Genomic DNA, 25,033 nt, shown 5'->3' with positions numbered 1-25,033 from the left:
CATGCTCGGGCACGAACCGCCAAAACTCAAGCAGCAAACGGCGTGTCGCCATCCGGCCATCTGCACGCACATCAGGTCACGCCCGCTGTTGGCGCGCGGTTAGCCCAGCCTGGGTGTGAATGTGCTTTCATCCTTTAACGCCACACCCGTCAGCCGCCGGGCACGGGCCTGGTGCACCAGCCAGGCAATGCGCGTCGCGGCGGTTTCATAATCCAGTCCATGCGGCGGGCGGATGTTGGAAACACAATTGCGCTCGCTGTCCTGCCGGCCTGGCCGCGGCTGCCAGGTGATATAGGCCCCCAGGGAATCAGGTGCACTCAGCCCCGGCCGCTCACCGATCAGCATCACCACGACATCCACCGCCAGCGCGGCCCCGATCGCATCACCCAGCGCCACCCGGGCCTGATGGGCCGCCACAATCGGCGCCCACACGCCGCCAAGCCGGGGCCGTAGCGCCTCGATCAGCGGTACGGCATGCAGGGCGACCGCCGTCGCCGACAGGCCATCGCCCACCACGATGGCCGTGTTCGCCCCGGTCGGCGCCAGCCGGGCGGCCTCCGTGGCTGGCAGTTGCCGACCCAGATCGGGCCGTTGCAGATAGGTGGCCCGGTCGGGCGCGGCGCTGCGCACTTCGATGGCGCCAAACGCCGCGTGCAGGGCGCCAGCATCAAACACGGCGTGGACGGCATCGCGCGCCCGGGCGTGCGCCAGATCAAAGGCCAGCGTCGCCGCCGTATTCAGCGCATGCCCGGCACGCGGCAGGCCGATGCGCGCCTGGGTGAGCGCGGCCAGACGCGATGGCAGCTCAGCCATCGAGCAGCGCCGGCAGGGCAAGGCGGGCTGACGATGCCGAAATACGCCCGGCCGCATCGGTGATGCCGCTGGCGAGCAGCCACGCCTCGAACTCCGGCGCTGGCCGCAGCCCCAGCACATCGCGCAGGTACAGCGCGTCGTGAAAACTGGTCGATTGATAATTCAGCATGATGTCGTCGGCGCCGGGCACACCCATGATGAAGTTCACCCCCGCCACCCCGGCCAGCGTGACAATGCCATCCATGTCGTTCTGATCGGCTTCGGCATGGTTGGTGTAGCAGATGTCTAGCCCCATCGGCAGGCCGAGCAGCTTGCCGCAGCAATGATCCTCCAGCGCGGCGCGCAAGATCTGTTTGCCATCGTAGAGATATTCCGGCCCGATGAAGCCGACCACCGAATTGACCAGCAACGGCCGGAAGGCGCGCGCCACGCCATAGGCGCGGGCCTCCAGCGTCTGTTGATCGACGCCGTGGTGTGCACCAGCAGACAGGGCCGAACCCTGGCCGGTTTCGAAATACATCACATCCTGGCCCAGCGTGCCGCGCTCCAGCGCCAGCGTTGCCGCCTGCGCTTCGGCCAATAGCGCCAGATCGATGCCAAAGCCGCGATTGGTGCCTTCCGTGCCGCCAATCGACTGGAAGCACAGATCGACCGGCGCCCCGGCTTCGATCAGTTGCAGCGTGTTGGTGACATGGGTGAGCACGCAGCTCTGGGTGGGAATGGCATAGGCTGCACGCAATTCATCGATCAGCAGCAGCAGATTGTGCGCCGCCCCAACGCTGTCGCCGGCGGGATTGATGCCGATCACCGCATCGCCCGATCCCAGCAGCAGCCCATCGAGAATGGCTGCGGCAATGCCGGCGGGATCATCGGTGGGATGGTTGGGTTGCAACCGCACCGACAATCGGCCCGGCAGGCCAATGGTGCCCCGAAACCGCGTGATCACCCTGATCTTGCGTGCCACCGCAATCAGATCCTGATTGCGCATGATCTTGGTGACGGCGGCGACCATCTCCGGCGTCAGGCCGGGCGCCAGCGCTGCCAGGGCGGCACCGTCGGCTTCGCTGGAGAGCAGCCAGTCCCGAAAGCCCCCGACGGTCAGATGGGCGATGGCGGCAAAGGCATGTTCATCATGACGGTCGATGATCAGCCGGGTCACCTCGTCGGCTTCATACGGCACCACCAGATCGGCCAGGAAGCTGGCCAGCGGCAGATCGGCCAGCACCAGCCGCGCCGCCACCCGTTGTTCGGCACTGGTGGCAGCAATGCCGGCCAGCACATCGCCGGACCGGTGCGGGCTGGCCGCAGCCATGACGGCGCGCAAATCGGCAAAGCGGTGGCGCGTGCCGCCAAGATCATGGGTGTAGGGCATCAGACCGGCACCGCCTTGATCGGCCAGCGCCGCCAAGCGGCCAGCACGGCGGCACCCATCAACCCGGCAAACAGCGCGAACAGCCAGGGATTGAACCAGATCATCGCCGCCAATGCCGCCAACGCCAGACCGAGCGCCAGGCCGGGCAGCCATGGATACAGCGGTGCGTGCCACGGGCGTTCCAGTTCGGGCGCGATCGCGCGCAGGCGGAACAGGGCGGCCATGCTCATCACATACATCACCAGCGCCCCGAACACCGCCAGAGTGACGATGCCGGCGGTGAGCGGCTGGCCGCCGAGATGCACGAAACGGTCGCTCCAGATCGCGGTTATGCCCACAGCGCCGGCGGCCAAGGTGGCCAGATGCGGTGTGCGAAAACGCGGATGCAGCCGCGCCAGCGGGCCCGGCAGAAAGCCGTCGCGCGCCAACGCATAGATCTGGCGGGCACAGGCCATGATGATGCCATGGAAGGAGGCGACCAGCCCAAACAGCCCCAGCCATACCAGCATGTGCAGCCAGCCGCTCGCCTGGCCGACCACGGCCTGCATGGCACGCGGCAACGGATCGTTGATGTTGGCCAGCGCCCGCCAATCGCCAGACCCGCCGGCAAACAGCATGACACCAAAAGCCAGCAGGATCAGCGTCATCATGCCCGACACATAGGCGCGCGGGATGGTGCGCTGCGGATCGCGCGCCTCCTCGGCGGCCATCGCCACGCCTTCGATGGCCAGGAAGAACCAGATGGCAAAGGGGATCGCCGCCAGCATCCCCGGCAAAGTCGCCAGGCTGAATTGCTCCGCCCCCGCCCAGCCACCAGCGGCAAAGGCCCGCCACGAGAATGAAGGTGCCACCACGCCCATGAACACCAGCAGTTCAGCCACGGCCAGCAGCGTGACCGCCAGTTCAAAGCTGGCGGCAATGGCGATGCCGGCGATGTTGAGCGTGACAAACACGGCATAGGCACCAGTCGCCACCAGCTTCTCGTCGCTACCTGGAAACTGCACGGCCAGATAGGCGCCGATCGCCAGGGCAATCGCCGGCGGCGCGAACAGGAATTCGATCAGCGTGGCATAGCCGGCAATGGCGCCGCCCAATGGCCCGAAGGCGCGCAGACTATAGGCAAAGGGGCCACCGGCTTGCGGAATCGCCGTCGTCAGTTCGGTAAAGCTGAAGATGAAGGCGACATAGAGCACCGCCACGCCGGCAGCCGTGATCAGAAAGCCCAGCGTTCCGGCCGTCGCCCAGCCATAGCTCCAGCCGAAATACTCCCCGGATATGACCAGGCCAACCGCAATGCCCCACAGCTGCACGCTGCCCAGCGTGCGCGGCAACGTCGAATCCCCGGCTTCATTCATCCCTGGCCCCCTCGCCGGCAAGCCGCTGCTGGCAGCGTTCGCCACAGTGGCGGCGAAATCGTCGTGCGCCAAGTGTAGGGATTCCCCACGGGGAAGCCGACTGAGCGGTACAGACCCGGTCAGCAGGCGTTGCTCAACGGACCACCAGCCTCAAGCGATCGTGGATATGCTGCCCATCGGTCAGCGCCACCAAATGCACGCCCGGGACCGGCCGCCACAACGCTGTCAACCGGTTGCCGTCACGTCGCATTGCGACGGCACGCCCATCGATGGCGATCGCCAAACCTGGTAGCGATCCCGTCGCCCGGATCGTCACCCGCTGCCGCGCCGACGGAATATCGGGATCGATTGCAACCACCGCCCCATCGGCCGGTGCCAGCAGCCGCGGCCGCAGCTGCGCCGCCTCGGCGATGCGTACGGTGTCGAGAGCGGTGCCGCGCAGGAACAGCTCCTCGCGCGGCGGCTCGATGGCCGGCGCCCAGTGCACCCGTTGCCGCACAACGCCGGCGGGCAGTGAAAAACCCTGCCCCGGCTTCGCTGCATGCAGCGCCAGCATGATGCGCGCCCATGCCGGTGCCGCCCCGGTCATCCCCGACACCCCGATCATCGGGTCGCCTTCGAAATTGCCCACCCACACGGCGACGGTGAAGCGATCCGAAAAGCCGATGCACCAATTGTCGCGCAGCGCCTTCGACGTGCCGGTCTTTACCGCCGCCGGAAACGGCATGGCGAGGCCGTTATCCTCCCCGAACGTCGCTGTCCGCGCCGAAGGATCGACCAGAATGTCGCGCACGATGCCCGCTGCGCCCGCCTCGATCACCCTCACATCAGCCGGCGCTGCACCAGGCCGGATACGCAACGGAGACCAGCGTCCGTCCCGCGCCAGCGCCCGAAATGCCGCCGCCTGCTCCAGCAACGTCACCTCCGCGGATCCCAGCGCCAGCGAAAAGCCATAATAGTCGCCGTCTCGGCTGATCCCCTTGTACCCCGCATCATATAGCCGGTCGCGAAACGCATCGACCCCGACGAGCAGAAGGGTGCGCACCGCTGGCACGTTCAGGCTGTTGCCCAGCGCCGACCGCACCGTCACCGGCCCGCGAAAGCTGCGGTCGTAATTCTGCGGGATATAGAGCCCCGACGCAGTATCCAGATCGACCGGTGCATCATCCAGCACCGATGCCGCGGTCAACAGCCGCCGTTCGATGGCCAGCGCATATAGTTGCGGCTTCAGCGTCGAACCGGCCTGGCGCGGCGCCGTCACCCCGTCGACTGCCGCCGCTGTCGACGCCGGCCCGGCTGATCCCACCCACGCCAGTATCTCGCCGGTTGCGTTGTCAACAACGATGGCGGCGCCATCCCGCACGTTGCGCGGCGACAGTGCCGCCAACTGGCTGGCGAGGGCATCCGACGCAAGCCGCTGGATATCGAGGTCGATCGTGGTTTGCACCGCGCCGCTGGTGCCGGCCACCAGCAGCCGGTCCGCCAGTTGCGGCGCCAGCCCGGGTCCCCGGATCGCCGCGCGCGGGCCCAGCATCCGCGCCGTCACCACTTCGATATCGCGGCACGGCAGCGCTGGCGCCGCCCGACACGCCCGCGCCATCACCACCGCCTGACGTGCCGATGGCCCGCGCGCCAGCGCCGTCAGCACCGCAGCCTCCGCCGCATCGATCCCGGCCGGCGCCTTGCCGGCCAGCGCGCGGGCCGCCGCATCAATGCCCACCAGGTCCCCCCGGAACGGCAGCAGGTTCAGCCACGCCTCCAGTATCTGCGGTTTCGTCCAGGTCCGCTCAATTGCCCACGCCGCCCGCGCCTGCATCAGCTTTTGCCGCCAGGAACGGTTGCCGGCACTGCCGATTGCCGGGTCGAGCAGTGCCGCCAGTTGCATGGTGATCGTGCTCGCCCCGCGCCCACCCTGTCCGCGCAGCCGGTCGCGCAGCGCACTCCCGGCCGCCGTCCAGTCGACCCCGCGGTGGGCGGCAAAGCGCCGGTCCTCCGATGCCACGATGCGTGCCGTCAGGGCGCTGCTGATCCGCGCCAGCGGCACCCAGTCGAGCTGCCGCAGCTCAGGATCTGTTCGCCGCACGTCCAGCAGCCGACCGTCGCGTGCCAGCAGCCGCGCCTCGCTCGAAGGCGCTCTTGCCCGTAACGCATCGTAAGTTGGCGGTCGCCCCGGGTCCGTCAGCAGCGCGGCGCAAATCAGCCCGATCGCCATCGCTGCCATGATCGCCAGGCGTTTTCGGCGCTCCGTCAACGCCCCGCCACCACAACCGGCGCGTTCGGCACCATCGCCATCATCTCGGGCGCATACAGCGCTTCGACCCGCGTCGGCGGCATCCGGAAGGTGCCGGCACTGCCCAGCCGCAGCGTATATTCATAGGTCACCGCCGCCCGTCCCAGCGCCGCATAATGCGCGTGCACCGCATCACCGCGCCGTTCGACAAAGCTCGGCTGCGCGCCGCTGCCGGTCTCGTTGCCTGCCAGCAGCTGCGATCGGCCGCCCAGCGCACCGCCCAGGATCGTCGCGCCCGCCGGCACCGGATCGTTGATCACCACCCATTGCGCCGGCGCGCGCGGCGTCACCGTCACGCGCACTCGCATCACGTCGCCGCGCGTCCACCGCCCCGCCACCGCCTGGCTGACGGCCGTCACCTGTCGGCTCAGCGCGAAGCCACTCGCCACCGCCGCCCGCAATGGCACCGCCGCCCGCGCCGACACCATCAACCACGGCGCCCCGCCACCTTCGTGGCTGCTGGTGAGGGTCCCCGGCCCGCCCGGCCACGCCAATGTCTGCGTCGCCGGGCTGCCGTTCCAGGCAAAGCGCGCCGTTGCACTGCCCAGCGCCACCCGCGTCGTCCCGGTCACCGGCGCCGCCTCGAACGCCTGCGCGAACTGGCGCATGGCCAGCGTGCCGAGCGCGTTGGCCGGCGTCGTGTCCCAATGCCCGCGCCGCTGCCCCAGCATCAGCGCCCGCGCGATCCGCGGCGCATCGGCCTGCCACCCCGGTCGGCGGCTGCTCAGCATCAGGAGCTGCGCCGCCGTCGAATCGGGGCTGGCCAGTAGCTGGAACGGCGCCTCGCTGCGCGTGATCCGCAGCGTTGTGCCCTGCACATCGATGCGCGCCCGCAACACCGCCTCGGCTTGCGCCATCTTTGCCGCGCGACCCGAGACCGACAGCCGTTCAAGCAGCTCGATCCAGTCGATCACCGTCACCGTCGGCCAGGTGTCGGGCGCCACATTCAACGGCTCCACCATCTGCGGTGTGGCGGCCCCCACCGCCGCCAGCGCCGCCACTGCCGCCACCAGCCGCGACGGGCCATCGCCCAACACATCGGCACGGCTGCGCACCACCCGCCCGGCGACAAAGCCAGTCAGCCCGCGCACCATCTTGTCGCGCGTCACCTCTGGCAGCGCCCACCCGCTGGCCGTCGACAGGCGCAGGATATAGGCCGTCAACGCCTCGTCGCCTTCGATCCAGTCCGCCGGGAAAAACCGCACCAAACCATCCCGATCGAGATAGCCCGGCAACGCCGCCACCGCATTGTCCCAGGCCGCGCGATCGCCCAGCGCCACCGCCCGCGACAGGCGTTGTTCGATGCAATCATAGGGGTAGGCCGCCATATACTGGCGCACGCCGGGCAGATCGCCGCCCAGCGACCGGCTCGCCGCCACCACCACGCCGCCACGCCCGGGCAAGGCCCCCGCCGGCGCCGCCACTGGCAGCGCCGGCGCCCCGGCCTGGACGACACTGGCTGCCCAGGTCTCCACGGGTACCGCCGGCAGCACGGCTTGCGTCACCTCGACCCGATCGGTCTGGCCAGCTTCAGCCTTGGCCGCCACCCGCCACACCACCGGGCCATCGGCGGGCGCCACCACCCGCCACGCCGCCGTCTGTGCTCCGCCCGCCGGCACCAGCAGATCGATCGGCGGCAGCACGATCGCCCCGGCGTTGCCAGTCATCCGCACCCGCATCGGCGCTTGCGTGGTGTTGCGCGCCAGCACGGTCGCCACATAATCATCGCCATCGCGCACCAGCGGCGGGATGCCGGCCAGCAACTGCAGATCCTGTGTCGTGCGGATCGTCGTCATCCCCGTTCCGAACAGATCCGCCCCCGCCGTCGCCACCGCTACCAGCCGGAATCCGGACAGCGAATCGTTCAGCCGCAGCGGCACCACCGCTTGGCCGCGCGCATCCAGCGGCACCCGCGCCCGCCACAACAGCACGGGATTGAACTCGCGCCGCACCTGGCCCGTACCGGCACCGCCACCTCCGCCGGCCGCCACCGCCTTGCGCCCATAATGCCGCTTGCCGACCACCTGCGTCTGCGCCGTGGCCATCACCACGCCCAGCGGCCGTTCCGCCATCATCGCGGTCAGCACATCCCAACTGTCATTGTCCTGCAACTGCAGCAGCGCTTCATCGACCGCAGCGAACGCCACCTCGGCATCGCGTGGCAGCACCCGGCCCTTGGGCGGCACAACCCGCACCTGCGCCTGCGCCGCACTGCGCACGGCGTAGCTCGGCCGGTCGCTCGCCACGGTCACACCCAGCCGATGCCGATCCCAACCCACCGTCAGCTTGGCCATGCCCAATCGGTAACTCGGCTTGGCCAGGTCGACGAGCGATGTGGGATACGCCGCCTCGCGGCTGATCCATGGCAGGTTCCAGCGCCGCGCCAGATCCGCCAGCCACAGCCGCCAGCCCGCTACCCGGCCCCTGACCGCCAGCACCGACACATAGACATTGGGCGCATGACCCGCCTTCATCCGCACTTCGACCACCGGGTCCTTGCCCGAAAGCTCCGTCACGAAGCTGTCGATCACGCCGTCGCGCAGCACCGTGACCAGCGCCGTGGCCCGCCGGAACGGCATGCGCACCTGCAAGCGTGCCACGCCATCGGCCGCCACCGTCGCCTGTTCCGGTATCACGTCCATGCGGTCGCCATTGTCGCCGCCGAACCACCAGTCGTCGTCACCGGCCAGCCAGACCGAAGTCGAGGCCCGCGCCACACGCCCGGCCGTGTCCTTCGTCTCGGCCACCGCCACCACTTCGCCCGACACACCAGCATCGAGGCTGCACGCCAGCCGACCCAGCGCATCGGTGGTGCCGGTGCATGTGGCAGCGAGCTGCTTCGTCTCGCGGCTGTTGTCATAGGCATAAAAGCCCCCGATCAACCGCTTGCGATAACTGTACGTCTCGCGGGAAAACAGCGTCACGCCCACCCGCTGGCCCTTGACCGGCCGGCCTTCCAGATCGAGCACCACCAGCGTCAGCCGCAGGTCATCGGCCTTGGCCAGCCAGCCGTCGGTCTTCAATCCGACCCGCACCGCGGCTGGATCAAGGTCGATCCGCGCCGAGGTCGTCGCCACTTCGCCGTTGGCGTCGTCATAATCCATCTCGGCAATCAGACGCGACGGTACCGTCACCGGCGCGAGATCACCCACCACCACCCGCGCCACGCCTTTCGGGCCCAGCGCCACCGGCTCGATCCGCGCGCGCATCGGTGCGCGCGCTGCATCGGGCGCCTCGCCATCGCTGCCCAGCGGCACGATCCCCGCCACCATGGTCTCGCCGCTGAACGACCAGTCCTCATAGCCCGGCACGATCACCGTCCGCGGCTCCACGATGGTGCGCAGCTTGACCGGCGCCGCCACCACCGCGCCACCCGACAAATAGGTCAACGCCAGATCGACCGGCACCTGTGTCGGTGCCACCAGCCGCCCGCGCGGCCCCGTCACGCTCGCCCGCACGGTCGGCAGGCGATATTCTTCCACCTTGAAACGGCCCACGGTTTGCGCTTCGCCGTCGGTGCCGGTCAGGCGCAGTTGATAATCCCCCAGCGGCGCCGTCTTCGGCACCGTCCAGCTTGCCGTCGCACCCGCGCCCACCACCGCAAGCGGTGTTTCGAAATCGGTATCCGATCCCAGATGGCGGATCGTCAGCTTGGCAGCGGTAATCGGCGGTGCCGCGGCAAACCCCGCATCCGTCCGTTGCCGCGCCAGCAGCTTCATGTTGATCGTCTCGCCCAGCCGCAGCAACGTCCGGTCGAAGATCGTGTGTACCGCCGTCGCCTGATATCCCCAGCCCTGCGACAGGTTGAAATCGCTGCCCTGGATGCCGCTGCCCCAGTTGGACAATGTAAAACTATAGTCGTCCGCCGTCCGCGCGCTCACCATCAACGGGTGATCGGTGCCATAGCGACAACTGCCATAGCTCGACGGCGGCGGCAGCACATCGCCGATCACCGCCCGCCCTGCCGCATCGCTGCGCCCTTGCCACAACAGCCGCCCCGAACAACTGTCGGTCACTGCAATCACCGCGCCGGCCACCGGCGTGGCGTCTGCAAGCCGCGTCACCCAGGCCAGGCTCCGCCCCTTGCCCCATTGCCAGTGCACCGCCATGTCGGTGACCAGCGCGCCGGTCGCCACATAGCGCGTGCCGCCGCGCCCAAGCAGCGCCTTGCCCAGCGCCGGCGAGGCAATCTCGACAACGTGAAAGCCGCGCGCCTTCAGGGGAATGCCCACGACCTCGAACGTGCGCGGGTCCTTGTCGCGCGCAATCCGGAAGCTGAGCGCCGCCGCATTGCCTGCGATCAATGGCGTGTTTCGCGTTGTCTCGATACGCATGGTGCGGTCCGATCCTGCGATCGGTTCTTCGGCAAATGTGCGTTCCTCGGCCTCCTCGAGCCGCCGCAGCCACGCCGCCACCGCGCCGTCGTTCGTCACCGGCAGGGCCCGTGCCTGCAACGTCAACCCGCCCGCCGCCACCGGCGTCTCCACGCCGCGCAGCGTCACCGGCAGCACGCTGCCCTCCGCCGCCTCCAATATGCCGAAGGTCCCGGCGAACTTTGCCAGCGGCGGGAAGTCCCCGGTCGCCACCGCCAGCGGGAAGCGTCCCGCGTTCACCAGCGAACGCCCGGCATCGTCCTTCAGCCCGGCCGGCAGCACAATCCGATACTGCGCCTGCGCAACGAACGGCGCTTTCCACTCGACCTGCCCGACGGTCGCCACCCGCTGCTTGGGCGCTACCGGCGCCAGCGCCTTGCCATCAGGGCCAACCAGCCGCACCGCCATGGCCCGGGCCAGCGGCACTACGCCGGCAAAGCTGAGCCGCATCGCTTCGAGGGGCAAGCACGCCGCCGCGCTGTTGACCCGCGCACATTCGAAGCGGGCTGCAAACGCCGGCCGCACCGCGATCGCCGCCCGGTAAGGCGCGCCGGCCTTCAATCCTTCGGCCGTTGCGATGTCGCCGCCCCAGCGCAGCGTGACCTTGCCTCCCGCCGGCAACGCCCGACGGCACCGGGTCGCCACGATCACCGCCCGCGGCGGCACCGCATCATCCCCATATTCGGGCTTGCGCCACCCCGCCAACTCCAGAAACCGCCGCACCCGATAGTCGGCGGCCGCACCCTGCAGCACCGTGTCGCGCGCGCTATCGGGCAAGATGTCGAGCGGCACGGCCTCCCCGACCCCCTCGATCAGGCATGCCGCCCCGGCCGCCACCGACGCCGCCGTCGGCCGCGCGTTCAACGCCAGCAGGAACAGCTGATCCTCCTCGATCTGGCCATCGTCGGGCAGTGCCGCCCGCACGGCCGGACCGCCAGTGTCGAAGCCGAACCGGCGCGCCCCGCCCACCGCTGCGCCGCGGGCATCGCGCAGCCCCGGCACCAGATCATATTGGCATTTGCGCCCGCCGGGCAGCGCCGCCGGCAGATCGACGACATAGGTTTGCGCATCGGCCCAGCGCCCCGCCGCGCCCGCCGAACAATTGCCCATGATTGGCGCTGCTTGCCGCGGATCGCCAAGTGCCACCATCGGCGTCGCGAACTGCACGGCGATCTGCTCGGGCGCCTGGACACTGCCGGTCGGCGAAAAGCGGCTGACACGCGGCGGCGGTGCACCCCCGGCAGCGGCGGCGGCCAACACGAGCAACGCAACGCTGATGATCTGCCCCTGCCGCGTCACCGCAATCCCTTTTCGAGCAGAAACACGATGGCCCAAGCACGTGTGTTCGACAAGCCGCCGGGCGCATCGTGGATCCATTGACAGCACAGCCTGACCCCTTCTGGCCGGCTCAAGCCCGACGTTTCGACATCGCGGCTTGCGAATGCCATGGCGCCACAGCGCCATACCGAACCAGAACAGCCAAACCATCATGCCCGCAAAGCCGATGCGCTGATCGCAGCCGGGCAAGATCGGCAGGCCAGCGCGCGGCAAGGCGGGACAACGGCAGGCTTTGGCAAGCCTGCCGTTGTCCAACACGCCTGTGATGGCCTAGAAGCGAGCCGGCGGCCGGTTCAGGGGGGCAGCCAGTGAATTGGGGCAACATGTTCTATATTTCCGAACAATGCGTGATCGATCTGGTGCCACAAAACAGGGTCACCGCCGTGATCGAGGCGGTCTATGCGGCGATGGCATCGGGCGAGGCCGCAAATTTTCCCGTGGTGCGTGAACGGCTGGGATATGCCGATGCCATTTTCGGATTCAAATCCGGCATGGATCGCACCGGGCCGGCGCTGGGCGTGAAGGCTGGCGGGCTGTGGCCGGGCAATCGTGCGCGCGGCCTTGCCAATCACCAATCGACCGTCCTGCTGTTCGACTGCGACAGCGGCGCGCCGATGGCACTGGTGCGCGGCACATTCCTGACAGCGCTGCGCACGGCGGCGGCCAGCGCCATATCGATCCGGCACCTTGCCCGGCCAGACGCCAGGGTGCTGGGCATCCTCGGTGCCGGCGGCCAGGCGGAATTCCAGATGCGCGCCGCGTTGGCGGAACGGGCCTTTTCACGGCTGGTGATCGCAGCACGCGATCCGGCGCGGGGCGAGGCGCTGGCGGCGGCGCTGGCGGACACCGACCTGCCGATCAGCATCCAATCGGCCGAGGACATGGCGCGCATGTCCGACGTGATCATCACGGTAACGCCGTCGTTCAGCGCCGTGATCGAGGATGGCTGGGTGCGCCCCGGCACCCACCTTGCGTGCATGGGCGCCGACACCAAGGGCAAGCAGGAAGTAGACGCGCACCTGGTGGCGCGGGCCAGACTGTTCGTCGATGAACCGGCGCAGGCCATCACCCTGGGCGAGTGCCAGCATGCCCACGCGGCCGGCCTGATCGACACCGCCGCGCTGACGCCCATCGGCGCGGTGATCAACGGCACGCAGCACGGGCGCCTGTCGGCCGACGACATCACCCTGTTCGACAGCACCGGGGTCGGGCTGCAGGATGTCGCAGCGGCGCGGCTGGCCGTCGCGCTGGCGCAGGCTGCCGGACGCGCGGTCGAACTGGAGGATTGAACCCATGACCATCACGATCGCCGATATCGAAGCCGCCGCCGCACGCATTGCCGGCACCGCCGCCGTCACCCCGCTGCTGTCGTTTGACGCGCTCGACGAACGGGTTGGTGCGAAGGTTCTGGTCAAGGCCGAGATGCTCCAGCGCTCGGGCTCGTTCAAGTTTCGGGGCGCCTGCAACCGGCTTTCGATGTTGACGGCGCAGGAACGTGCAGCCGGGGTTGTCGCCTGGTCATCCGGCAATCATGCCCAGGCGGTGGCCGCCGTTGCGCGGTTGCTGGGTACGCGGGCTACGATCGTGATGCCGTCCGACGCGCCGGCCATCAAACGCGCCAACACGCTGGCATATGGGGCGGAGGTGGTGTCGTATGATCGCCACACCGAGGATCGCGAGGCGATTTCCTTTGGCATTGCGCGCGATCGTGGTGCGGTTGTGGTGCCATCCTACGATGATCCGCACATCATCGCTGGCCAGGGCACGGTCGGGCTGGAGATTGTTCGGCAGGCGGCCGCGGTGGGTGCCGATCTTGATATGCTGCTATGCTGCGTTGGCGGGGGTGGGTTGATTGCCGGCACGGCGACCGCGGTCAACGCGCTCAGCCCGGCGACCGCGGTTTTTGGCGTGGAGCCGGCCGGCTTTGACGATACCGCCCGATCTCTTGTCGGCGGCGTGCGGAGGTCCAATTCGCCCGAAGCCCGCTCGATCTGCGACGCCTTGCTGGCACCGACCCCCGGCGCGCTCACATTCCCGATCAACCAGCGGCTGCTCGCCGGCGGCCTGGTGGTGAGCGACGACGAGGTGCGCGACGCGATGCGATTTGCCTTCACCGCGCTGAAGCTGGTCATCGAACCGGGCGGCGCCGTGGCGCTGGCGGCCTTGCTGTCGGGAAAGATCGACGCGCGGGGGAAGATTGTCGCCATCGTCGTTTCGGGCGGCAATGTTGACCGGGAGGCATTTGCGGCCATCCTGCGGCAAGGCGACGAATGACCGCCCTTGCTGACCTCGAAACCCCGTCGCTGCTGATCGATGCCGCGCGAATGCGGGCCAACCTCGCGCGCATGGCGCAGCATGTCGCGGCGCGCGGTGGAAGGCTGCGCCCGCATGTGAAGACCCACAAATCGGCCGACGTGCTGAAGCATGTGCTGGCCGCTGGAAGCGTCGCCGGCATCACCGTGTCCACCCTGGCCGAGGCGGAACATTTCCTGGCGGCCGGGATGACCGACATTTTGTACGCGGTGGGCATCACGCCGCGCAAACTGGATCAGATCGCAGCGCTCCAATCGCGGGGTGGCGACATGAAGATCATTCTCGACAGCGTCGCCATGGCCGAAGCGGTTGTCGCCCGCGCCGCCGCGATGGACACCCGGTTCAAGGTGCTGATCGAACTGGATGTCGACAGCCACCGTGGCGGCGTCGATCCGCATTCCGACACCTTGCTGGCGATCGCGCGGACCCTGCACGCCGCCACGGGCACCGAATTGATGGGGGTGATGACCCACGCCGGCGGTTCTTACGATGCCAGTTCCGACGCTGCGTTGCGCCGCGCCGCCACGACGGAGCGTGACCTGTCCGTACTGGCGGCCGAACGGCTTCGCGCCGCCGGCCTGCCCTGCCCGATGGTTTCGATCGGTTCAACGCCGACGGCGCTGCACGTGGAGGACCTGTCCGGCATCACCGAAGTGCGGGCCGGCGTTTATACCTTCTTCGATCTGGTTCAGGCCGGCATCGGTGTCTGCACGGTCGCTGACATCGCACTTTCGGTCCTGGCGACGGTGATCGGACATCAGGAGGACAAGGGCTGGGCGATCGTGGATGCCGGCTGGATGGCCATGTCACGCGATCATGGCACCGAACGGCAAGCCGTGGATCAGGGTTATGGCGTGGTCACCGATCTGGACGTCCAGCCATTGCCGGGCGTGATCATGGGCAGCGCGAACCAGGAACATGGCATCCTGATGATGCGCCCCGGCGATCCCCGCCCCATGCCGGTGCTGCCGATTGGCAGCCTGGTTCGTATCCTGCCCAACCATGCCTGTGCGACCGCCGCGCAGCATGGCCATTATCACGTGATCGAAGCTGGCCGCGTGACCGCCCGGTGGGCGCGTTTGCGCGGCTGGTGAGCCGCCGCTCCGTCAGCGAGGTGCCGGCATCGACATGCCAGTTGCGCGCAATTGCTGGGTGAAGCGCGGCACGTCCGCCTGCATCAGGGCGCGATATCGGTCCATCACCACAGCAAGCTCGCCCTGCAAAACGTCGTAAACCTGCCGCTGCGCCAGGGTTGGCGCCCCGCTGCCCTGGCCAACGACGGCCATCAGGTGTGCAAGCCGGTCGTTCAGTTGAATGGGGAAGGCAATCTTGTCCTTCGGGCTCTGGTTGCGAACCTGATAAAGGGTCGCCTCGATCGCGCCGAGCTTGTCCAGCAGCACCTGGCGCCGATCAGCAAGCGCGCCGCGGCGCAGTGGCATGGTCCACGACGCGCGCAAGGCCCGGATGTCGCGCACCGTCTGATTGGCCGTCGACACCGCATCCCGCAGCTTGAGCGCCAGATCATGCTGTGCCTCCAGGTCGCGCGGGGTCACGCCATCCAGCCGCGGGTCCAGCAACACCGTCACGTCACGCGAAAGGCGGGTCTGCCCGATATCCAGCGTGACCCGGTAGGTTCCGGGCAGTACGTTCGGGCCATTGGCCGGGTTGGCGGCCTCCAGCACCATGCCATCGAACACCACCGCACCATCGTGGCGCAGGTTCCAGGCGAAGCTGTGCGCGCCGGCAGCAAGGCGCCCGGGCAGCGCGATGCGGCGCACCGTGGCGCCAGCCTGGTCCGACACGGTCAGGGTTGCGCCGTTCACCGCCGTGTCCAGATAGGCATTCATGCGCGCCGGGACGGCGTTCAGCACGGCATCGGCCACGGGAAACAGCATGGGGCCAGACGGCAGCCCGCCGGCCGCGAGGTGGCGCAGCGTTTCCAGCCCTTCCAGCACATAGAAGGAGCGGCCGTGCGTGGCGATGGCAAGCTCGTTACCCACCACGCTCAGCCCGGAAACATGCGTCACCGGCAGGTTCAAGGACAGCGGTTGCCATGATGCGCCATTGTCGAACGAGGTGTGCACGCCCTTTTCGGAGCCGACAAACAACAGGCCCCTTTGCTTGCTGTCCTCGACGATGGCATGGGTGAAGGCCTCGGCGGGCAGGCCCGTGTCGATCCGGCTCCACGACGCGCCATAATCTTGCGTGCGGTAGAGATAGGGCTGGCGATCCCCCATTTCGTGGCGCTTAGCGGCCAGATAGGCCGTGGCGGGATCGTGGGCGGAGGCATGGATGAAGCTGATGCGGGTGTAGGGCGGCAGGCCAGCGGGGGTCACCGCCTGCCAGGATGCGCCATCGTCGCGGGTGACATGCACCAACCCGTCATCCGAACCGGTCCAGACGAGCTGTGGGTTCACTGGCGAGGGCGCGATGGTGAAGATCGTGCCATAGACTTCCGGGCCATCCTGATCCGGGCGGATCGGCCCGCCGGTTTCGCCCAATGTCGCGGGATCAGCACGGGTGAGATCGGGACTGATCTTCTGCCAGCTTTGGCCCTCGTCCCGGCTGCGCCACAGATGCTGGGACCCGATGTACAGCGGATGCGGCGCGATCGGCGAGAACAGGATGGGATAGGTCCAGTTCCAGCGTTCCTTCATGGAACTGGCTGGCTGACCCATCACGCTGTACGGATAGGGTTGCACATCGCGCGTATGCTGCCGACCGGCATCAAAGCGCGACAGGGCATTGGTGGCGCCCACGAAGAACAGGCCCGGCTTGGCGGGATGCGGTGCGACATAGCCGCTTTCGCTGTTGGCGACCACCTTGAAGTCGGCAAAGGCGTCAACATGCGATGCCTCGTCGAGGCGGCTGGTCAGCCGGCTGGGCACGCACACGCTGCTGTTGTCCTGCAAGGCGCCGCAAAGCTGGAACGGGAAGCTGTTGGTTGTCGCTAGTCGATAGATTTGCGCGGTCGGCAGATCCTGTTCGGTCCAGGTGGCGCCGCCATTGACCGATACGCTGGCGCCGCCATCATCGGCGACGATCATGCGGCGGGGATTGGACGGATCGATCCACAGGTCGTGGATGTCGGCATGGCGGGTTGGCACCGGCGAAAAGCTCTTGCCGCCATCGGTGGATTTTTCGAGCCGGAAGCTGAGCACATACAGCGTGTCACGGTCTGCCGGATCGGCCTGCATCCGCATGAAATAAAATGATCGCTGCCACAGGTTGCGATCATCATTGATGTGCGTCCATGTCTTCCCGGCGTCATCGGACCGGTAGAGCCCGCCCGCTTCGGCTTCGATATTGGCATAGATCCGACTGGAATCGGCTGGCGAGACTGTCACGGTGATCTTGCCAAGCACGCCGGACGGCAGACCCTTGTTGCGGGTCAGTTCGGTCCAGGTGTCGCCGCCATCGGTTGATTTGAACAGGCCCGATCCCGGCCCGCCGCTCCACAGCTTCCACGGCTTGCGATAGACCTGCCACAACGAGGCATACAGGGTTTGCGGGTCGCGCGGATCGATCGCCAGGTCAACCGCGCCGGCCTCTGCCGATCGGTACAATATCTTCTGCCAGCTCTTGCCGCCGTCGCGGGTGCGGAAAACACCGCGATCCTCGTTGCTCGCATAGGGATCCCCCAGCGCGGTGGCATAAACCATATCGGGGTTGGCCGGATGCACCCGCAGCGCCGTGATCGTGCGCGTGTTCGCCAGCCCGACATGCGACCAGGTCTTGCCGGCATCGCTTGACCGGTAAACACCGTCCCCCTGCATTACGTTGGCGCGAAGTTCCCCTTCGCCCATGCCGATATAGACGGTGTCCGGGTTGGAAGGCGCCACGGCAACGGCGCCCACCGATGCGCTGTTGATCTGCCCGTCGGTTACCGGGCGCCAGCTGGTGCCGCCATCGTCCGTCTTCCAGAGGCCGCCGCCGGTGGCGCCGAAATAATATTCAAAGGGCCGGCTGGCGTGGCCTGCCGCCGCAATGGACCGGCCGCCGCGCGCCGGGCCGACATTGCGCCACTTGAGCATGGCATAGGCATCCTGAGGCGCCGGAGCGGCCCGCGCCGGCGCACCGGATATTTGCAACGCCAGCGCGATCGCCGGGATTGCCAGCAATTGCCAGAGCCTGCCTGTCGCTGCCGATGCCTGTCGTGTCGCCGCATTCATCGCCCGTTTCCCCCCAAGCGCTGCACTATGGCCGGGTGGCGTTGCAGCCAGTCCCCTTCCCCGGTCCGCACGCTATGACTCTTTTTACGGGATGACCAGTCGCTGATCGTGGCGATGGCAGCAATGGTCCGGTGGACAGCGCAACCCCGTATCGGCCGCGAATCTGGCGAAAAGTCCCGAAATTGTCGCGGGCCAAGCCTGATATTCCCCGGGCCTTCCCTTGGTCTGGGAATCCCATTGTCGTCGGGGAGAGCGGTCCTGTGCGTGTCCAATCTCAGCGGGCGCGGCCCAGCCCCATGCGTGGCAGCAGATTGTCCCGGTCCAGCCATTTGTGCTTGATGATCCCCATCACATGCAGGGCCAGCAGTGCAAGCAACGCCCAACCCAGAATCTCGTGCAGATCATGCGCTGTATCGGCGATCGCTTTCTCGACACCGAATTTGGGCACCGGCACCCCGAACCAGCCCAGCGGCCTCGTGTTGCGATCGGCCATCACCCAGCCCGACAGCGGCAGCGCCAGCATGGCAGCGTAAAAAGCCCCATGCACGGTTTTCGACAGGAAGCGTTCACCGGTGGTGAAATAATTGGGCAAGGGCGGCGGCGGGTTGGCCAGCCGCCAGCCAAGCCGCACCAGGCTGAGCACGATGATGCTCAGCCCGAAGCTCTTGTGCAGGCTCATCACGAGGCTGCGCTGCCCGCCTTCGGTGGGAACGAAATCATGCAGGAAGCCGCCGGCCAGATTGCCGATGATCAGCACCGCCATCAGCCAGTGCAGTGTGATCGCGCCCTTGCTGTATCGGCTCATGTCGGCAAACTCCGCTGTGGTCTGACCAAGGCCTATCCGGCGGAGGGGCGAGTGTCGATAAGGGCATCGACCACGGTCGGATCGGCCAGCGTACTGGTGTCGCCCAGGCTGCCCACGTCATTCTCGGCGATCTTGCGCAGAATGCGCCGCATGATCTTGCCGCTGCGCGTCTTGGGCAGGCCAGGCGCGAAATGCAGCGCGTCGGGCGTGGCGATCGGGCCGATTTCACGCCGGACATGCGCCACCAGCGCGCGGCGCAGTGCGTCACTGGCACTCTCGCCGGCGTTCAGGATGACATAGGCGTAAATGCCCTGGCCCTTGATCTCGTGCGGCACCCCCACCACTGCGGCTTCGGCCACCAGCGGGTGCGCGACCAGCGCAGATTCCACCTCAGCCGATCCCATGCGGTGGCCCGACACATTGATCACATCGTCCACCCGGCCGGTGATCCAATGATAGCCATCGGCATCGCGCCGGCAGCCGTCGCCGGTGAAATACAGGCCGGGAAAGGTGGAGAAATAGGCATCGAAGAACCGGCCTTCGTCGCCCCACACACCGCGCATCTGGCCGGGCCATGACCGCGCCAGGCACAGATTGCCGTCCACCGCGCCCTCCAGCCGCCGGCCTTCGCCATCGACCAGCACCGGCTCGACCCCAAAGAACGGCAGGCTTGCCGATCCTGGCTTCAGCGCCGTGGCCCCGGGCAGCGGCGTGATCAGCGCGCCGCCGGTTTCGGTCTGCCACCAGGTGTCCACGATCGGGCAGCGGCAATCGCCGACCACCCGGTGATACCAATCCCAGGCTTCGGGGTTGATCGGTTCGCCGACACTGCCCAGCAGGCGTAGCGAGGAACGGTCATGCGCCGTCACCCACGCATCGCCTTCGCGCATCAGCGCGCGGATGGCGGTGGGCGCGGTGTACAGCGTGTTGACCTGCCATTTCGCCACGATCTGCCAGAACCTGCCATGATCGGGATAATTGGGCACGCCTTCGAACATCAGGGTGGTGGCGCCGTTGGCCAGCGGGCCATAGACGCCATAGCTGTGCCCGGTGACCCAGCCGACATCGGCGGTGCACCAGAAAATCTCGCCCGGCTGATAATCGAATATATATTTGTGTGTCAGCGCTGCCCACACCAGATAGCCGCCGCTGGTGTGCAGAACGCCCTTGGGCTTGCCGGTCGATCCGCTGGTGTACAGGATGAACAACGGGCTTTCGGCCTCCATGATCTCGGCCGGGCAGGTCGGTGATGCCGCCGCTGCCAGTTCGTCCAGCCACAGATCGCGCCCGGCCTGCATCGCCACCTCGCCGCCGGTGCGCCGCACCACCAGCACCCGGGCCACATCCGGGCACAGCGCCAGCGCCGCATCGACATTGGCCTTCAACGGCACATGCTTGCCGCCGCGCAGGCCCTCATCGGCGGTGATGACGATGGTGGCGCCGCAATCGACAATGCGCCCCGCCAGCGCTTCGGGCGAAAAGCCGCCGAACACCACAGCATGGACGGCGCCGATCCGGGCGCAGGCGAGCATGGTGGCGGCGGCCTCCGGGATCATCGGCAGATACAGCACCACCCGGTCCCCCGGGCGCACGCCTTCGTTTTTCAACACGTTGGCGATGCGGCAGGTCATCTCGTGCAGCGCTGTATAGCTGATCACCCGACTATCGGCGGGATCATCGCCTTCCCAGATGATGGCCGGCTGGTCGCCGCGGGTCGCCAGATGACGATCCAGACAATTGGCGGACACGTTCAGCAGGCCGTCGCTGAACCAGCGCACGCCAAAGCCTTCACGGTTGAAATTGCTTTCGTCGATGCGCGTGAACGGCTGGATCCAATCGATGATCTTGGCCTGTTCGCGCCAGAAACCATTGGGGTCCGCCAGGCTGCGTGCGTGCATGCGCGTGTAGCGCGCCGCATCGATATGGGCACGCGCTGCCCACGCCGCGGGGACTCGATACAGGGCTTCGGCCATGGCGAAATTTCCAGATGGAGCGAGGAAAAGCCAACCCGGCGGCGCTCCAGCCGCCGGGTTGGGGCAATATCGTCAGAAGAACAGGATAGCGCCGGCTGCCAGCGTGTCGGAATTGGCCCGATTGCCGCCGTGCGCGCGGCTCATGCTGTGGGTATATTCGCCGATCAGCGTCACCCAGCTGGTCAGGCCATAGCGGAGCTGCCCGACATAGCTGCTGTTGCTGCGCAGCAGTTCGGGGTTCACCTCGCCGGGTGTCAGGTTCAGCCGCGACTCGCCATAGCTGGCGCCCACGGTGAACTTGCCGGCGGTGTAGGTGCCCTGCAGATAATAGCCGTTCGACCCGCGGGCCCGGCCGGCTGCGTCGGTGGAGAGGATGAACAGCCCGGTGGTACCAAGGCCCTGGCCGGTATAATAATAGCCCAGCAGCGACGCGCCGCCCACGGACAGCTTGGTGCCGAAATCCAGACCACGGCCGGTATAGCTGACGCCGCCGACCGGATTGTGATCCTGGGTGATGCCCGACAGCCAGGCATGCACGCCAACGTCACCGAACTTGCCGTCATAGGACAGGCGGGCCTGGAACCCCGGCGTACCGTTCACTTCCTGCGCACCGAAGGTGTTGAGGGGCATGAAAATGCCGGCCGCGATCTTGAAGCCGTTCAGATCCGGCGTCGAATAGGTGATCTGCGGTTGGAAATCGGTGTAGATATAGCCAACCCCGATCCGGCCAAGCGAGGTATTGGATGGCGCGGCATTGCCAGCCGCCGTGCCGACCGACAGCAGGGTGATGTCGTTCAAGATGGCGTCCTGCCCGAACAGGCCGATGGCGCGGCCGATGGTGACCGTGCCGAAATTCGCCTTCCCAAAGGTCAGGTAGGTTTCGCGGGCATCGATGCCGCTGGTGGCCAGCGCCTGCGGGTTGCCACCGCTGTTGGCGCCGCCGGCGCCGGTCACGCTGTTGATGCCCGGATACAGGCCGAAATGCGCGCCGATATCCCAGCCGCCCTGCTGCGTGGTCACGTCCACCTTCAGGAAGCCTGGCAACAGCCCGTTGCGCACGGCCGATGTGTTGCCGCCCACGGTCGCCAGCCCGCCGACCACATTGGTGTTCGGGCCGGGGGCGGTGCCGCTGTCGTGCGCATAAAAGCCGTTGATCGATCCGGAGAAGGTCAAGGTCACGTCGCCCAGCTGCATGCCGACGCCGGATTTGGACATCGTTACCAGCCGGCTCCGGTCCAGCGGTTCGGCGGCGGCCTGTTGCGGCGGCGGGGCAGCAACCGGCAAGGCCGTGGCCGTAGCTGGCGCCGGCTGCTGCTGCTTCAGCTTGAGCAGGGCATCATATTCCTCATCCGACAAAATGCCTTTTTCCTTCAGCCGCAACAGCAACTGATCGGTGGCATCGAGCGGATTGGCGGATGAATTGGCCTGTGCATATGCCGGCACGGCGGCGGTGAGCAATGCCAGGGTGGCGACGGCTCCCAAGGTCTTGGTGATGGTCATCTGGTCTCCCCCAAGTATCTTCGCAGTCTCCGTTCTCGACGGCTGCACCCTGTCTTTGGCGGAGAGTGACCCAGGCCAGTATTGGACTATGGGCGGGGAAAATCGTGCTGGGGTATTAGGGCGCTCTATCTACTCTGGCACACGGCTTCACGCACCCGCCAGGCACATGCCTGACGTGATCACCGCCCGGCAGGACCGCGGCCCGCCGGCTGCAGCCATGATCCTGTCGCTATCGGCCGACGGCAACACCCCAGGGCGCGCGGGCCAGAGGCACGGTGGCGATTACCTTGGCCGCCGCAATATCGATCACGCTCAGATTGTCCGAAAGGCCGTTGGCGGCATAGGCGCGCCGGCCGTCGGCGGAAATCGCCAGGTGCCACACGCGGCTGCCCACCGGCACCAGCGCCGTCACCTTGCGGGTCGCCACATCGATGATCGCCACATGATTGGCGCGGCCCAGCGCCACCAGCGCCTGGGCCCCATCCGGCGTGAAGCGCACGCCCACCGGCAAGATCTTGTCGGCCGGCACGCCGGGGACGTCGAACTTCAGCCGACCCGTCTCGCGGCGGCTGGCCACATCGATGAAGTGCAACGTGCCGCCGATTTCGGCCGTGGCCCACAGCGCCTTGCCATCGGCGGTGAATTCGGCATGGCGCGGGCGGATGTCCACTTCGGTCTCGTCCACCATCTTGCCCGCGGCGATATCGATCCAGTGCAGCTTGTTGTCGGTTTCCGATGTGGCGACCACAAATTTGCCATCGGGCGACGTGGCCATGCCTTCGGGTTCCACGCCCACCACCACCTGGAACGCCACGCGGCGCCCTTCGATGTCGATCGCCGTCACCTGCGCGTCGCGTTCATTGCTGGCAAACAGCATCTTGCCGTCGGCAGACAGTGCAAACATTTCCGGATCGTCCCCCGACGGCAGATCCGCGATCACCTTGCCGGTGGCGACATCGATGATCTGCACGGCATTTTCATCGCTGGCGCACACATAAAGATGGCGGCCGTCCTTCGACAGGATGATGCCGCGCGGGCGCTTGCCCACCGGCCAGTTCGCCTTCACCTGCAACGTGGCACCATCGACCACGCTGATCAGATTGGCGCGTTCGTTGGAAATATAGATGGTTTCCGCAGCCAGCGGCGCGGCCAGCATGGTAGCCAATGGCAAGATACGCAGCAGCATCGCAAATTCCTCAAATCCAGCCACACCCTAGGCCGGGTCCTGCCAGCCTGCATCTAGGACCAAGGTAGAATGGGCGAAGCACCCCTGTCTGCCGCAATATGATGCCACGGGACAACACACCGGACAGGCGGCCTGTCACCAGGCCACGGGAGCATATCATGACACGGAACACGGCCCGATTGATGGCGATGAGCACAATTGCCCTTGTGATGGGCCTGGGCGCCCCGGCACTGCTGGCGCCACTGGCAGCCCATGGCGATGTGACGCCGCAGGCGGTGGACACCAGCAAGTTGCCGGATATCGGCCCGGAGTGGGTGAAGGCCAATCCCTATCGCGGCAACGCGGTGGCGATTGCCATCGGCCAATCCGCCTATGGCCAGAATTGCGCGCGCTGCCACGGGCTCGATGCCATCTCCGGCGGGATTGCACCCGATCTGCGTTATCTCGACAAGGATGACGCCGGCGACGAGTGGTATATTCAGCGCTATCAGCACGGTGCCGTCCGCGACGGCAAGGTGTACATGCCGGCAATGGGCGATACGCTTGGCCAGAAGGCCGGGTGGGCAATCCGCGCCTGGCTCGATACCCGCTACGATGCCGGTTGATCCCCTCGCTCGGCCGGTGACTGGCCGGCGGGCGCTGCTGCTGGGCCTGCTCGCGCTGGCCGCCCCGGCCCCGGTCTGGTCGCGCCCGATCGACAAGATCGCTGCAGATGGCGTGCTGTCGATTGCGGTCTATCGCGATTTTGCGCCGTGGAGCTGGCGCGATGCGGCCGGCGTGTTGCGCGGCATCGATGTGGATCTGGGCACAGCGCTGGCGGCGGCCATCGGTTTCAAGGCGCGCTTCACCGATTTCCCGGCCGATGAAGGCGTGGAGGACGACTTGCGCAACATGGTGTGGCGCGGGCCGCTGATTGGCGGCAGCGCTGCCGACCTGATGATGCACGTCCCCACCGATCGTCGGCTCGCGCTGAAGGTGGAACGCTGCGTGATCGGCGCGCCTTATGCCCGGGAAAATTTCGCCATCGCCTGCGGGCCCGGCGCCGATTGTGAGGTGCCGCCGCCGCAATGGGCTGGCAAGCGCCTGGCGGCCGAACTGGATTCGGTGCCGGATTTCTGGCTGTCGGGCAGCTTCGGCGGCGTGATGCGCGCCAATGTGGCGCATTATCTTTCGGGCGCCGCCGCGCTCGATGCGCTGAAGGCCGGCAAGGCGGATGTGGCCATGGCCACGCGTGCCCAGATCGAACATGCGCTGGCCGACAATGCCGCGCCGCAGATCAAGCAGCGGCGCGCGCCGATCCCGGCATTGTCCAGCCCCGGCTGGGATGTCGGCATCGCCGTCAAGGACGACAGCCGCGATCTGGCCGACGCGCTTGAGGCAGCGATGGAGCGATTTGCAGCCGATGGCACGCTGACCAGGCTGTTTGCCGCTTATGGCGTCACGCACGTGCCGCCGCAGCGGTCGGTCTGATCCGGCATGTTGGGCCAAGGTGCAATGGCTGCCGCCGGGCATCAGCCTAACATGGAATTGCACACGCAAACGA

15 protein-coding genes are annotated in these 25,033 nt (G+C 67.3%); 5 read left to right on the top strand and 10 right to left on the bottom strand.

The genetic code is table 11. From position 1 onward, the window contains the following. Window positions 1–99 precede the first annotated feature (99 nt). The 5 genes from eutC to ACTIEZ_RS07710 all read right to left on the bottom strand — a co-directional run bounded on the left by eutC (window position 100) and on the right by ACTIEZ_RS07710 (window position 11,463). Window positions 100–813: an ethanolamine ammonia-lyase subunit EutC gene (eutC, locus tag ACTIEZ_RS07730; RefSeq protein WP_439546086.1), complete on the bottom strand. Its 714-nt coding sequence runs from the start codon at window positions 811–813 to the stop codon at window positions 100–102. Next, window positions 806–2,185: an ethanolamine ammonia-lyase subunit EutB gene (locus tag ACTIEZ_RS07725; RefSeq protein ID WP_439546085.1), complete on the bottom strand. Its 1,380-nt coding sequence runs from the start codon at window positions 2,183–2,185 to the stop codon at window positions 806–808. The genes eutC and ACTIEZ_RS07725 overlap by 8 nt, the downstream gene beginning before the upstream one ends. Beyond that, window positions 2,185–3,540, bottom strand: a complete 1,356-nt coding sequence (gene eat, locus ACTIEZ_RS07720) for an ethanolamine permease (RefSeq protein ID WP_439546084.1) — start codon at window positions 3,538–3,540, stop codon at window positions 2,185–2,187. Before eat ends, ACTIEZ_RS07725 begins: the two co-directional genes overlap by 1 nt. A 133-nt stretch (window positions 3,541–3,673) precedes the next feature. Next, entirely contained in the window at window positions 3,674–5,752 is a 2,079-nt protein-coding gene (gene pbpC / locus ACTIEZ_RS07715; RefSeq protein WP_439546131.1) for a penicillin-binding protein 1C, read from the bottom strand. A gap of 35 nt (window positions 5,753–5,787) precedes the next feature. Further along, window positions 5,788–11,463, bottom strand: a complete 5,676-nt coding sequence (locus ACTIEZ_RS07710; RefSeq protein ID WP_439546130.1) for an alpha-2-macroglobulin family protein — start codon at window positions 11,461–11,463, stop codon at window positions 5,788–5,790. 401 nt (window positions 11,464–11,864) lie between these two features. Between ACTIEZ_RS07710 and ACTIEZ_RS07705 the strand changes: the two genes are divergently transcribed. Genes ACTIEZ_RS07705 through ACTIEZ_RS07695 form a run of 3 tightly spaced genes read left to right on the top strand, consistent with a single transcriptional unit; the run spans window position 11,865 to window position 14,948 of the window. Continuing rightward, complete coding sequence (locus ACTIEZ_RS07705) at window positions 11,865–12,830, top strand: ornithine cyclodeaminase family protein (RefSeq protein ID WP_439546083.1); 966 nt, start codon at window positions 11,865–11,867, stop codon at window positions 12,828–12,830. Between the two features lie 4 nt (window positions 12,831–12,834). Beyond that, window positions 12,835–13,815, top strand: a complete 981-nt coding sequence (locus ACTIEZ_RS07700) for a threonine ammonia-lyase (protein ID WP_439546082.1) — start codon at window positions 12,835–12,837, stop codon at window positions 13,813–13,815. Beyond that, window positions 13,812–14,948, top strand: coding sequence for an alanine racemase (locus tag ACTIEZ_RS07695; protein ID WP_439546081.1), 1,137 nt, complete (start codon window positions 13,812–13,814; stop codon window positions 14,946–14,948). Before ACTIEZ_RS07700 ends, ACTIEZ_RS07695 begins: the two co-directional genes overlap by 4 nt. Before the next feature lie 12 nt (window positions 14,949–14,960). Here the strand turns inward: ACTIEZ_RS07695 and ACTIEZ_RS07690 are convergent, their stop codons facing one another. The 5 genes from ACTIEZ_RS07690 to ACTIEZ_RS07670 form a co-directional block, all read right to left on the bottom strand. Continuing rightward, window positions 14,961–17,975, bottom strand: coding sequence for a VPS10 domain-containing protein (locus ACTIEZ_RS07690; protein ID WP_439546080.1), 3,015 nt, complete (start codon window positions 17,973–17,975; stop codon window positions 14,961–14,963). Between the two features lie 325 nt (window positions 17,976–18,300). Further along, complete coding sequence (locus ACTIEZ_RS07685; protein ID WP_439546079.1) at window positions 18,301–18,831, bottom strand: cytochrome b; 531 nt, start codon at window positions 18,829–18,831, stop codon at window positions 18,301–18,303. 32 nt (window positions 18,832–18,863) lie between these two features. Next, a complete protein-coding gene (gene acs, locus ACTIEZ_RS07680; protein WP_439546078.1) occupies window positions 18,864–20,804 on the bottom strand; it encodes an acetate--CoA ligase in 1,941 nt (646 codons plus the stop codon). 72 nt (window positions 20,805–20,876) lie between these two features. Further along, window positions 20,877–22,304, bottom strand: a complete 1,428-nt coding sequence (locus ACTIEZ_RS07675; RefSeq protein WP_439546077.1) for a porin — start codon at window positions 22,302–22,304, stop codon at window positions 20,877–20,879. Window positions 22,305–22,533: 229 nt separating this feature from the next. Then, complete coding sequence (locus ACTIEZ_RS07670) at window positions 22,534–23,490, bottom strand: PQQ-dependent catabolism-associated beta-propeller protein (RefSeq protein ID WP_439546076.1); 957 nt, start codon at window positions 23,488–23,490, stop codon at window positions 22,534–22,536. A gap of 188 nt (window positions 23,491–23,678) precedes the next feature. On the opposite strand from ACTIEZ_RS07670, the gene pedF reads away from it, so the two are divergent. Both pedF and ACTIEZ_RS07660 read left to right on the top strand, forming a co-directional pair. Continuing rightward, window positions 23,679–24,095 (top strand): cytochrome c-550 PedF, encoded by a 417-nt coding sequence (gene pedF / locus ACTIEZ_RS07665; protein ID WP_439546129.1) that lies wholly within the window; start codon window positions 23,679–23,681, stop codon window positions 24,093–24,095. Continuing rightward, window positions 24,085–24,960 (top strand): substrate-binding periplasmic protein, encoded by an 876-nt coding sequence (locus ACTIEZ_RS07660; protein ID WP_439546075.1) that lies wholly within the window; start codon window positions 24,085–24,087, stop codon window positions 24,958–24,960. The genes pedF and ACTIEZ_RS07660 overlap by 11 nt, the downstream gene beginning before the upstream one ends. Window positions 24,961–25,033 lie beyond the last annotated feature (73 nt).

The organism is Sandarakinorhabdus sp., assembly GCF_051860625.1.
In the GTDB taxonomy this organism is placed as follows: Bacteria; Pseudomonadota; Alphaproteobacteria; order Sphingomonadales; family Sphingomonadaceae; genus Sandarakinorhabdus.
Note: the sequence above shows the minus strand (reverse complement) of the source record. Positions and strands in the feature narration are given on the sequence as shown.

Excerpts from the sequence above, each read along its gene's own strand:
- eutC (WP_439546086.1), bottom strand. The coding sequence starts at position 813 with ATGGCTGAGCTGCCATCGCGTCTGGCCGCGCTCACCCAGGCGCGCATC.
- ACTIEZ_RS07725 (WP_439546085.1), bottom strand. The coding sequence starts at position 2,185 with ATGCCCTACACCCATGATCTTGGCGGCACGCGCCACCGCTTTGCCGAT.
- eat (WP_439546084.1), bottom strand. The coding sequence starts at position 3,540 with ATGAATGAAGCCGGGGATTCGACGTTGCCGCGCACGCTGGGCAGCGTG.
- pbpC (WP_439546131.1), bottom strand. The coding sequence starts at position 5,752 with ATGGCGATCGGGCTGATTTGCGCCGCGCTGCTGACGGACCCGGGGCGA.
- ACTIEZ_RS07705 (WP_439546083.1), top strand. The coding sequence starts at position 11,865 with ATGTTCTATATTTCCGAACAATGCGTGATCGATCTGGTGCCACAAAAC.
- ACTIEZ_RS07700 (WP_439546082.1), top strand. The coding sequence starts at position 12,835 with ATGACCATCACGATCGCCGATATCGAAGCCGCCGCCGCACGCATTGCC.
- ACTIEZ_RS07695 (WP_439546081.1), top strand. The coding sequence starts at position 13,812 with ATGACCGCCCTTGCTGACCTCGAAACCCCGTCGCTGCTGATCGATGCC.
- ACTIEZ_RS07685 (WP_439546079.1), bottom strand. The coding sequence starts at position 18,831 with ATGAGCCGATACAGCAAGGGCGCGATCACACTGCACTGGCTGATGGCG.
- acs (WP_439546078.1), bottom strand. The coding sequence starts at position 20,804 with ATGGCCGAAGCCCTGTATCGAGTCCCCGCGGCGTGGGCAGCGCGTGCC.
- ACTIEZ_RS07675 (WP_439546077.1), bottom strand. The coding sequence starts at position 22,304 with ATGACCATCACCAAGACCTTGGGAGCCGTCGCCACCCTGGCATTGCTC.
- ACTIEZ_RS07670 (WP_439546076.1), bottom strand. The coding sequence starts at position 23,490 with ATGCTGCTGCGTATCTTGCCATTGGCTACCATGCTGGCCGCGCCGCTG.
- pedF (WP_439546129.1), top strand. The coding sequence starts at position 23,679 with ATGAGCACAATTGCCCTTGTGATGGGCCTGGGCGCCCCGGCACTGCTG.
- ACTIEZ_RS07660 (WP_439546075.1), top strand. The coding sequence starts at position 24,085 with ATGCCGGTTGATCCCCTCGCTCGGCCGGTGACTGGCCGGCGGGCGCTG.